Annotated in this window: 8 protein-coding genes; 3 read left to right on the top strand and 5 right to left on the bottom strand. The window is 72.3% G+C overall.

Annotated elements, in window-relative coordinates; translation table 11 throughout:
- Window positions 1–51 precede the first annotated feature (51 nt).
- The 5 genes from ISU07_RS05395 to rarD all read right to left on the bottom strand — a co-directional run bounded on the left by ISU07_RS05395 (window position 52) and on the right by rarD (window position 5259).
- On the bottom strand, window positions 52–231 hold the full coding sequence (locus ISU07_RS05395; protein ID WP_194705647.1) for a hypothetical protein: 180 nt from the start codon (window positions 229–231) through the stop codon (window positions 52–54).
- Window positions 232–288: 57 nt separating this feature from the next.
- Window positions 289–3114, bottom strand: coding sequence for a helix-turn-helix transcriptional regulator (locus ISU07_RS05400; protein ID WP_194705648.1), 2826 nt, complete (start codon window positions 3112–3114; stop codon window positions 289–291).
- 65 nt (window positions 3115–3179) lie between these two features.
- Window positions 3180–3392 (bottom strand): hypothetical protein, encoded by a 213-nt coding sequence (locus tag ISU07_RS05405; RefSeq protein WP_194705649.1) that lies wholly within the window; start codon window positions 3390–3392, stop codon window positions 3180–3182.
- A 109-nt stretch (window positions 3393–3501) separates the two neighbouring features.
- A complete protein-coding gene (locus ISU07_RS05410) occupies window positions 3502–4338 on the bottom strand; it encodes an alpha/beta fold hydrolase (RefSeq protein ID WP_194705650.1) in 837 nt (278 codons plus the stop codon).
- A 12-nt stretch (window positions 4339–4350) separates the two neighbouring features.
- On the bottom strand, window positions 4351–5259 hold the full coding sequence (rarD, locus tag ISU07_RS23830) for an EamA family transporter RarD (RefSeq protein WP_323742442.1): 909 nt from the start codon (window positions 5257–5259) through the stop codon (window positions 4351–4353).
- Window positions 5260–5334: 75 nt separating this feature from the next.
- On the opposite strand from rarD, the gene ISU07_RS23835 reads away from it, so the two are divergent.
- From ISU07_RS23835 to ISU07_RS05425, 3 genes are all read left to right on the top strand, one after another.
- The gene (locus ISU07_RS23835; RefSeq protein WP_228521117.1) at window positions 5335–5703 is read left to right on the top strand and encodes a hypothetical protein; all 369 of its coding nucleotides are present in this window, start codon (window positions 5335–5337) and stop codon (window positions 5701–5703) included.
- 182 nt (window positions 5704–5885) lie between these two features.
- Window positions 5886–8699 (top strand): helix-turn-helix transcriptional regulator, encoded by a 2814-nt coding sequence (locus ISU07_RS24680; protein ID WP_194705652.1) that lies wholly within the window; start codon window positions 5886–5888, stop codon window positions 8697–8699.
- The coding region (locus tag ISU07_RS05425; protein ID WP_194705653.1) for an ATP-binding protein at window positions 8696–11278 on the top strand (2583 nt) is incomplete at its 3' end. The genes ISU07_RS24680 and ISU07_RS05425, both read left to right, overlap by 4 nt.

The raw sequence follows: 11278 nt of genomic DNA on the forward strand, positions 1-11278 counted from the left end.
TCCGGCCGTGCAATCGACCACCACTCACCGCCGCCCGGGTGAAACCGACACTCACGCACCGCCGGTCGGCGTGGCGCTCATCCTCAGCCGAGGCGCGTCGGCGACGTCCCGGGGCGCGAGCCGCGGCAGCCAGGCCGGCCACGACAGCGGGCGGTGGGTGCGCGTCGTACGCCGGCGGGCGACGGGCTGGTGGGTCCAGGCGATGCGCGGGGTGGGCGAGTAGTCGTTCATGGTGGCCTCCTGGGTCGGTTCCTGATGTCTCCGACTCTTCGCCTAAGGGGTCACCCCTCACATCGGCAGGAATCCCAGATCTCGCGCCAGGGCGGCCGCCTCGGTGCGGTTGGTGACGCCGAGCTTGGCCAGCAGGTTGGTGACGTGCACGCTCACCGTCTTCTCGCTGATGAACAGCCGCTCCGCGATCGCGCGGTTGGTCGCGCCGGTCGCCAGCACGTCGAGCACCTCGCGCTCGCGCCCCGTCAGCACGTCGAGCGGGCTCGAGGTGTGCGCGTCGCCGACCGGGATCCGGTGCCGGCGTCCGAGCCTGAGCGCCTCGGCCGCGACGCCACCCGCGCCGATGGCGGCGGCTTCCTCCCAGAGCTCCGGCAGGACCGTCCGGGCCTCGTCGCGTCGTCCCTCGGCCAGCAGGGCGCGCACCAGTCCGAGCCGGACGGGCAGGGCGGCACCGGCGCCCACGCCGACGGCCGCGTCGTACGCCGCCGCCCAGGCGTCCGCGGCCGGCTCGCCCCGTACCTCCCGTTGCAGGGCCGGCGCGACCACCAGGTCGAGCGCGTCCCAATGGGTCGTCGCGTCGGGAGGTACGTCGTGCAGGGCTCGCGCGAGCAGGGCGTCGGCGGTCGCGGCCAGGTCGGCGTCGTCGCTGCCGCCGGCCAGGGCCACCGCGTAGAGCGCCTTCGCCATCGTGGCGTGGGCCAGCGGGCTGTCGCCGGCGGAGTACAGCTCGGCGTACTCGACGGCGACCGACCTCGCCTCGTCCACCAGGTCGTTGGCCAGCAACATGCCGACGAGCAGATCGATCTCGTCGGCGTCGGGGTGCTTGGCGATGGTCTGGTTGACGGCCAGCTGCTCACGCGCATGCGTCAGCGCCGCGTCCAGCCGCCCCTGCAGCACGAGCAGGCGCGACCGGGCCCGCAACAGGAAGAGCGACTGCGGATGCATCCCCTGCTCGACGAGCTCGGCCACCAGCAGGCCTGCTTCGTCGAGACGGCCGGCCGTGAGCAGCGCGAGGACCTTCATGCCACCGGTGCGCAGCGCGATGAGCGGCAGCCCCTGGCCGCGGGCCCGCGCGGCGGCCTCGTCGGCGAGCGCCAGTCCCCGCTCCACGTCGACGCCCCCGCCGAGCACGTAGGCGAGGCCGATGTCGTCGTACCCGGCCTCCGCCACGTTGCCGGCCCGGACGGCCGCCCGTGCCGCGCGCCCGAACGCCGTGACCGAGGCGCCCATCCGTCCCATCGAGAACTCCGACCAGGCCAGCGTCTGCCAGGCGCTCGCGTCGACATCGGGGAGCTCCCCGACGTCGGCCGCGGCGGCCACGGCGCGCTCGGCCATCGCGACCGCGTCGCGGAAGCGCGAGAACCGGAGAAGGTGGTCGGCTGTCGCGGCCAGCGCCAGGGCCAGCTCCGCCGACGGCTCGCCGTCGACCAGGCGCACCGCCACCTCGAGCGCCTCGGCGTGCGTCGGGTACCCGTCCAGCTCCTCGCAGGAGGTGGCGTACGACGTGCACACGCGCGCCGCCAACCGCGGGTCCACACGGTCCGCGACGAGGTCGAGCGCCTCCGCCATGAGCTGGTTGGCCCGCTCCGGCTCGGCGTTGGTGCGGCACGCGTCGGCCAGCAGTCGCACCAGGTCGGCCTTGTGTGGCTCGTCGGGGTCGTCGTGCGGCACCTGGTCGTAGAGCTCCAGGGCGCGGTCGAGGAGGGCGATGGCCTCCGGACCACCCCGGGCCCTGGCCGCGACACCGGCACGGACGGCGGCCGAGTACGCGCGAGGGATGTCGTGGGCGGCGTACCAGTGGAAGGCCAGCATCCCCAGCTCCGCCGGCGTGGCCCGGTCGCCGACGAGTCGTTCGAGACCCGCCGCACAGGCCGCGTGGGTGCGCGTGCGCTCGCCCGGGAGGAGGTCGTCGTACACGGCCTCACGCAGCAGACCGTGCCGGAAGTCGACGTGGTCGCCGGCGGCACGCAGCACCTGGGCGTCGGTGGCCTCGCGCAGGCGGTCGTCGAGCTCGCCGGGGGCCAGCCCGGTCACCTCGCCGAGCAGAGCCAGGTGGAGTCGGCTGCCGTGCGCCGAGGCCGTGCGCAGGACGTCGCGCGTCGGCGCCGAGAGCGCCTCGACGCGAGCGAGCAGCAGGTCGCTGAGCGGACCCGGCACCCGGTCCTCGCCGGCGGCGATCAGCTCCTCGGCGTACAGCGGGTTGCCCTCTGACCGGGCGAGCAGCGCGCCGACGAGGGCCTGGTCGCGGCGGCCCGTACGCGCCTGGACGATCGCCCCGATCGCGTCTCGGTCGAGAGGCCCGAGCTCGAGCCGGTGCGTGCCCGCGCCGCGGCCGATGTCCAGCGCCGCCTGCCGCCACGGGTGCCGCCGGGTCAGCTCGTCGGACCGGAAGGTGAGGACCGCGCAGATCCTGCCCTCGGCCGTGTGTGCCAACGCGATCGCGAGGTCCTGCGTGGAACGGTCCGCCCAGTGCAGGTCCTCCAGGACCAGCATCACCGGTGCCGCCGAGGCCGCCTCGGCGATGACCAGCCCGAGGTCGTCGAGGGCCGCGGTCTCCGGCCCACCCCGGAGGAAGGGGGCCAGTCGTCGGGTCGCGGGCGGCAGGTCGTCGTCCGCTCGATCGGCCACCAGGCCTCGCAGCGCCTCGCGCACCGGCTGCAGCGCGGCGCCGTGGTCGACGTCGAGACAGTGCCCGGTCAGGACGGTGAAGCCGCGTGCCTGGGCTCCGTCGGCGATCACGGACGTCAGCGTCGTCTTGCCGATGCCGGCGTCGCCGCCGACCAGCAACACCTGCGCGGTGCCGTCCTGGGCGCGTTCGAGGGCCTGCCCGGCCTCGGCCAGCTCGCGGTCGCGCCCGAAGAGCGCGGGGGAGTCGTCCTGCACGAGACCACTGTCCCGCCACGGACCGCCGTACGGCATCGGCAGAACTCCCTAATCCGGCGCAGGCGTCACACCGGGCGAGGGGTGAGCCTGGGGCGCGGCCGGGAAGGGAAGGTGACCTTGGGGAACGACCAGCGCCGGGGGCGGGTGCCACCCTGCTGGAACATGTACGCCGTGCGGGCGGCGCGGGCGGCCTCGTCCATGCGCTGGCGGGCGATCGTCTCGTGGTGGTAGCTGTTCATCTCGGGCTCCTGGTGGTGGTCGGGTGCTGCGGTGACCACCACGCTCCGCCTGAGGCAGGGGGCTGCACATCGGTCGAAGTCACTGTCCTCGACGTCGGGCGGCACGTCGCGCGCGACTAAGGGCACCTCAGACGAACGCGAGCACGCCTCAGTCGTGCAGGGCCTCACGCACGGCCAGCGCGTACCGGCCGGGGTCGTCGAGCCAAGGGAAGTGACCGGCGCCGGGCAACACCGTCACCTTCGCGTCGGGGAACAGCGCGGCCAGCTCCTCGCCGGCCCGGGCGTTCGGCCAGGGGTCGAGCTCGCCCAGGATGATGCGCACCGGGACCTTGGACTGCGCCAGGGTCGTCCTCGACCGCTCGGGGTCGTAGGCGCCCTCGTGGAACCACCGCGTGGCCTCCGGGTTGCGCTGCGGTCCGTCGGAGGCGGCGTGGGCCCGGGCCTGGGCGTCCCAGCGGCCGTAGAAGAGCGCCTCGCCCAGCAGCTCCTGCTCCGGCGTCGGCTCCTCGGCCTCGAGGGCGGCCCGGACCTCGTCGTACCAGGGCTCGCCGGCCCGGCGCTCGAGCGCGTCGTCCCACTCGCTCTCCTCGGGCCCGAGGTCCAGCAGGCGGGTGCCCGGCGTGACGAGGACCAGCCGCGAGACGAGGTCGGGCCGCCGTTCGGCGAGCAGCAACGCGACGTTGGCGCCGGCCGAGTGGGCCAGCACCTCGAGCGGCGCCATCCGCAGGTGGTCGACCAGGGTGGCCACGTCCGCGGCGAGCCGGTCCGCGCGATGGCTGTCGGGGTCGGTGTCCGGCTGCGACGCTCCGGTGCCGCGCAGGTCCGGGATGACGAGCTTGCGGCTGAGCAGCGACGCGAGCGGGCTCAGGTCGCCGAGGTACGCCGCGTCGCGGGCCGGTCCTCCCGGGATGACGAGCACGGGCAGGCCGGCGCCTTCCTCCCGGTACGCGAGCTCCGCGAGGTCGTAGGACAGGTACGTCGGCACGCGGTCATCGTGTCAGACCGACGCCGCCTCCACGGTCAGTCGGAACACCCGGCGCCGGTGCCGGATCGACTCCACGGTGAAGATCGCCAGCGCCACCCACACCAGTCCGAAGCCGGCCCACCGGCCACCGGACATCTCCTCGTGGAAGTACACGATGCCCAGGAAGAACTGGAGGATCGGGGCCAGGTACTGCATGAGGCCGAGCGTCACCATCGACACCCGGATGGCCGCGGCGCCGAAGCACATGAGGGGCACGGCCGTGACCAGTCCGGTGGTCGCGAGCAGGAGGGCGTGGCCCGGGCCCTCGGTCCCGAACGTCGAGTCTCCCCGTGCCACGAGCCATCCGAGGTACGCCGCGGCGAAGGGAGCCAGCAGCATCGTCTCCAGCGCCATGCTCTCGATGGCCTCCGCGCCGGCCTGCTTCTTGGCCAGCCCGTAGGTGCCGAACGAGAACGCGAGGACCAGCGCGATCCACGGGGGGTGGCCGTAGTCGACGGTGAGCACGACGCAGGCCAGCGCGCCGACCGCGATGGCCAGCCACTGAAGGGGCCGGAGCCGCTCGCCCAGGAGCAGCACGCCCATCAGCACGGTGACCAGAGGGTTGATGAAGTACCCCAGCGACGTCTCCACGACCCGGCCGGAGGTGACGCCGTAGATGTAGGTGCCCCAGTTGGACGTGATGACCACCGCCGCCAGGCACAGCAGGAGGAACACCCGCCGGTCGCCGAACAGGGCACGGAACTGCCGCGTCCTGCCCAGGCCGAGGACGAGCAGAGCGCTGATCCCGAGCGACCAGAGGATGCGGTGCGCCAGGATCTCCACCGCGCCGGCCGGCTCGAGGAGCGGGAAGTAGAGCGGGAAGACGCCCCACAGCAGGTACGCCGTCAGTCCGAACAGGAAGCCCTGACGAGACGGCGGCACGCCGCGAGCATACGAGCGCCAGAAATCGCTCCCGACGCGGGTTTGGGGCGTGGACGCGACGGGTACGAGGGGGTCGTGCGCCCGTCGACCCTCCTCGTCGCGGCGCTTCTCGCTGCTCTCGTGACCGGGTTCTCCCCGGCGTACTCCGCCGACCTCCCCAAGCGCGCCATGAACGACGAGGTGTTCCGCAACGCCAAGGGCTGGCTGATCTTCAAGGGGGACGTGGAGCCGGGCTGGGAGCACCGCAACGTGCAGGTCTACAAGCGGCTGTGCAAGGGCTGCGAGTGGAAGCTGGTGAAGAAGGTCGAGACCGACGCCCAGGGCCGCTGGCGCACCCGTGTCTACGCGCCGCGGACCGGCTCCTGGTACTGGAAGGGGCTGGTCCCGAAGGCCGGCGGCTACGGCCGGTCGGTCACCCAGACCTGGAGGACGTTCGTCGACTGACTCCGGCAACAGACGTGGCCCCGCTCGAGGCGGGACCGACTCGAAGGGGCCCCTTCCCGGGTGGGGCCCCTTCGTGTTGCCCCTCGTCTGCGCGCGGCGGACAACTCGGTGACCCAGCCGGGGCACAGGCGACATACTGAGGCGCCCCGGTAACGCGCAGACCCCTCGGGGCAGGCGGATCGATGGGCACACCACTGCGCGGACTGTTCGGGCGGGATCGCGAGATCGAGGAGGCCGACGCGGCCTTGGACGCTGCTGCGTCCGGTGAGCCGCGCGTCCTCCTCGTCGGCGGCGACGCCGGGATCGGCAAGACGTCGCTGGTCGGCGTGGTCACTGACCACGCACGATCACGTGGCTTCCGCGTCCTGGTGGGTCACTGCCTCGACATCGACGACGGGGTCGCGCTGCGCCCGGTACGGGAGGCGCTGCGACAAGCCGTCGTCTTTCGGTCTGACGAGGGACTTCCGCCGGTGACCCGACGCTTGGCGCCGTACCTGCGGGGCGAGGCGGACGCCGTCACGGTGGACGAGCTGGCCTTGGTGGTGGCCGAGCTGGCGGCCGAGGGCCCGATCCTGCTGGTGCTCGAGGACCTGCACTGGGCGGACCGGTCGACGGTCGACTTCGCCGTGGCCGTCGCTCGCACCGCGACGGGTCCGTTGTGTCTGGTCCTGACCCACCGCGCCGACGAGGTGACCCGTCGGCATCCGTTCTTCGGGGCGCTGGCGGAGCTGGGCCGCAGCCCGTCCGCCTCCCGCCTGGACCTGCGTGCTCTCGACGCCGACGGGATCGCGGGCATCGTGACGAGCCGCGGGCTCGACGACGCCGAGGTGACGCGGTCGGTGTTCGAGCGCAGCGAGGGAAACCCCCTGTACGCCGAGGAGCTGCTGGCCGCCGGTCCCGACGGGTTGCCCGAGCAGCTGGGAGCCCTGCTGCTCGCGCGGGCCGACGCCCTGTCGGACGAGGCCCGTGGACTGCTGCGCCTGGCCTCCGCGCACGGCAGTCGGTTGGACTCCGTGCTGCTGGCCGAGGCGTCCGGACTCGGTGCCGATGCCGTGGACGCGTGCCTGCGCGAGGCGATCGACGCGAACGTGGTCCGTCGGGTCGGTGACCACCTCGACTTCCGCCACGGCCTCGTCCGTGAGGCTGTGTACGACGACCTGATGCCGGGGGAGCGGTCCAAGGCCCACCGCCGCCTGGCGGAGGCCCTGGAACGGACCATCGGAAGCCGGCCCGCCATGGCAGACCTCGGCCAGCTGACCTTCCACTGGCACGCAGCCAACGACGTGCCGCGCGCGTATGGAGCGGCCGTTCGGGCCGGCCTCAGAGCACGGACCCTGGGGATCGCCCAAGCGATCACCCACCTCGACCTCGCGCTGGAGCTGCATTCTCAGGTACCCGGCGCGGAGCCGGCTCGTGCCGACTTGTTGTGGATGTTGGCGCGCGCGTGTGAGCGCAATCTCGAGTTCGATCGAACGCGTCGGCTGCTCGGCGAGGCCCTCGACGAGCTGCGAGACGACACCGACCCACAGCTGGCCGCCCGTGTCTACACGGCCTACGCGGTGTTCTTCGAAGAACTGCCCGGGCACCTCACCCATCTCGACGCCCTGGACCGTGCCCTGGAGCGCCTCGGCAATCGACCGTCGCACGAGCGCGCCCGTGCGTTCGCGATCAGGGCGGAGTGGCAGCTGCACCACGAACACTTCACGGCAGCCATCGCGGATGCCGAGAGCGCGATCGAGATCGCGACCGCCCTGGATGCTCCAGAGGTCTTGTACGAGGGTCTGGGCGCGCGAGGAGGGGGCTACTTCTACCGGGGCGACTACCAGCGTGGCCTCACCGACACCGAGGCCGCGGCTGCCGCGGCCCGTCGCGCCGGCCTGGAGGGCGAGGCTCTCATCTTCGACATGGAGCGCGCCTTCATGCTCCTCTCGGGAGTCGATCCCCCCGCGGGTCTCCGCCTTGCTCGCGAGACACGCAACGAGGCACTCACCCGCGGCCTTCCCGCCCAGGCCGTTCGAGCCGGTCTCGAGGTGGTCCATGGCCTCATCGGTGCCGGCGAGCTGAGGCAGGCCGAGTCGATGTTGGACGAGTTGTCCGGAGATCTCGTCACGCCGGACCTGATCCGTGGTCACCTGGCTCGTGTCCGGCTTCTCCTGCTCCAGGGACGGGCCCAGGCTGCACTGCCCCTGGAACGCGAGCGGATGCGCGCGGTCGGCCAGTGGAACGTGCTCCCCGACCTGCAGTGGCTCCTGCTCCATGCCCAGGTGCTCATCGCCAACGGCCTCGTCGAGGACGCACACACCGTCGTCCGCGACCACCTGGTCGACTTCGCGGGCTCGGACAACCCACAGGCAGCTGCGGGGCTGGCGCACGCGGCGTACGAGTCTGCCCTGGCGGGACGGGTCCTCGGCTCCCCTGCTCCTGACCTGGTGGAGCGGGCCGATGCGCTTCTCGCATCGGTGGACGACGCGCTCGTGCTCACGCCGATCACGGTGTGGTCCCTCTCGCTTTTGTGCGCGCGGGCCCTGCGGGCCGAGATCCATGGCCGACCGGCGGCGGATCGGTGGAGGGCTGCGTTCGACGGAGCCCGGACGATCGGCGACGGTGTCGCGCTGCCGATCCGATGGCGTCTCGTCCGGGCGCTCCTGGCCGAAGGCAAGCGGGACGAAGCCCGTACCTCGCTCCCCGAGGTGGTCGCGGAGGCCAAGGCGATGGGCATGAACGGAGTGCTCGAGGACGCGATCAGGCTGGGACGCCGCCATCGCATCCCGGTACCGGGTGACGACCGGCCCTCGAAGCTGGACATCCTGACCAGTCGCGAGCGTGAGGTGCTCGACGTGCTGGCGACGGGGGCGACCAACAGGGCGATCGCGGAGAAGTTGTTCATCTCGGAGAAGACCGTCTCGGTGCACGTGACGAACCTGCTGGCCAAGCTCGGTGTCACCAACCGCACGGAGGCCGCTGCCGTCGCCCGCGACCTGGCGGTGGTCGAGTGACGACGCTGTTCGGGCGGGATCGCGAGATCGAGGAGGCCGACGCGGCCTTGGACGCTGCCGCGTCCGGCGATCCGCGCGTCCTCCTCGTCGGGGGCGACGCCGGGATCGGCAAGACGTCGCTGGTCGGCGTGGTCGCCGACCACGCGCGATCACGTGGCTTTCGGGTGCTGGTGGGTCACTGCCTCGACATCGACGACGGGGTGGCGTTGCGGCCGGTGCGGGAGGCGCTGCGTCAGGCGATCGCCGGCCGGCCCGACGAGGGGCTGCCGCCGGTGACCCGACGCCTGGCGCCGTACCTGCGTGGGGAGGCGGACGCCGTCAGCGTGGACGAGCTCGCTCTCGCGATCGCCGAGCAGGTCGCTGAGGAGCCTGTCCTGGTCGTCCTGGAGGACCTGCACTGGGCGGACAGGGCGACCATCGACCTCGTCACGTCCGTCGCCCGGACCACGACTGGGCAGCTCTGCCTGGTGGCGACGTACCGCAGCGACGAGATCGGGAGGAAGCACCCGTTCCGCGGCGCGCTGGCCGAGCTGGTGCGTCATCCGGGCTCGGTGCGTGCAGAGCTGTCCGCCCTCGATCTCGACGAAGTCGGGGCTCTGGTCGAGGCGCGGGCGGGCAGCGTCGACGGCCACTTCCTGCACGAGCTCTACACGCGCTCGGAAGGCAATCCCCTGTACGCCGAAGAGCTGCTCGTCGCCGGCAGGGAAGGTCTGCCCGACGCCCTGGGTGACCTCCTGCTGGCGCGGGTCGACGCCCTCTCGGACCGGACGCGGGCGGTGCTGCGGCTGGCCTCCGCCCACGGCAGCCGCCTGTGGCCAGCACTCCTCGCCGAGGCGACGGCTCTGGACCACGAGGTCCTCGACGAGGTCCTGGCCGAGGCAATCGAGGCGCATGTCGTGCGCCGCGCGGGCGAACGCCTCGACTTCCGGCACGGGCTGGTGCGGGAAGCGGTGTACGACGACCTGCTGCCAGGGGAGCGCACGAAGTCGCACGCGCTCCTGGCCGAGGCACTCGAACGTCTCGCCGGTGACGACCCAGGGATCAGCGAGCTCAGCCTGCTCGCGTTCCACTGGCATGCGGCTCACGACGTCGCCCGCGCCTGCCGTGCGGCGAGCCGGGCCGGGACCACGTCCTTCACACTCGGCCTGCCCGACGCGATCGCCCTCTTGGAACGCGCCATCGAGCTCCGGGACCACCTACCGCCCGACGAGGAGCCGGCCAAGGCCGACCTCCTTCGCCAGCTGGCGCGGGCCGGTGTCGAGGAGCTCGACCGTGCCCGGCCGATGGCGGCCATCCGCGAGGCCCTTGACCTGGTGGCCGATGAGTCCGACCCGGTCGTGACCGCCCGCGTCTACACGACGTACGCCGGGCTGTACGACGCGCTGGACGGGTACATCACGCAGGCTCGGGCCATCGAGCGGGCCATCGAGCTCCTGGGGGACGAGCCCAGCCGTGACCTGGCCTACGCGATCTGCGTCTTGGGAGAGTGGCACTACCGCTTCCACCACATGGCGCTGAGCCACGCGGCTCGGGTGCGGTCGGGTGAGATGGCAGCCGCGCTCGACCTGCCGGTCATCGAGGGCTACACGTGGTTCGGACGCGGGTGGCTGGCCATGATGATGGGCGACCTCCGCGAAGCGGCCGCCTGCATGGACGGTGTCTCGCGGACCGTGTCACGGTCCCGGGTGCTGGCTGACCACTACTTCGCCAGCCTGGCCAAGGCCAAGATCATGATGGCTGGGTTGGACTGGGCGGCAGGGAGGGACCTTGCCGAGTGGGCGATGCGCGAGAGTGGCAGGCAGGGTTTCGTGTACTGCGCCGGACGTGCGGCACTCGAGCTGGGCGAGGGACTCCTCCACGCCGGCCGTCTCGACGAGGCGGAGCGTGCGCTGGATGTGGCAGTCGACGAGTGGCACCTGCGTGATGACGGCCTCGAGGTGATGTATCCCCGGGTGCGGGCGCGACTCATGCGTGGAGACGCTGTCGCGGCGCTGGATCTCGATCGTGAGCGCATCCGATCGATCCGATCGTCGAACATCCCCCCTGACGGAGAGTGGATGGTTCCCCACATCCAGGTTCTCCTGGCCAACGGCCTGGTCGACGAAGCCCTGACCTCGGCCGAGCAGTGGCTGGACATGTTCGAGCAGTCGGACAGCCCAGTCGGCTGTGGCCTGGTCGCCCACCTGGCGTACCTCGCGATCGAAGCGGCGGAGAGGACGGGAGCCGGCTCCGCCGACCACCTAGTCTCCGCAGCCGACGTGTTGCTGGCACGCGCGGAAACGGGGCTCGATGGCGACGCACGACGTTCCTTCCTGGGACACAGCACGTCCGTGGCGCTCGCCCTCCGGGCCGAGCACCGTGGTGAGCCCTCGGTGGAGCTGTGGCGTGCGGCGTACGACGCGGCCAGTCACGTGGGTGCGGGCGTGGCCCTGCCGGTTCGGGTGCGCTTGCTGGCCGCGCTGTTGGCGGAGGGTGAGCGGGACGAGGCCCGTACCTCCCTCCCCGAGGTGGTCGCGGACGCCAAGGCGATGGGCATGCACGGCGTGCTCGAGGAGGCGTTGAAGCTGGGGCGCCGGCAC

The organism is Nocardioides islandensis, assembly GCF_015352455.1.
Taxonomy (GTDB): domain Bacteria; phylum Actinomycetota; class Actinomycetes; order Propionibacteriales; family Nocardioidaceae; genus Nocardioides; species Nocardioides islandensis.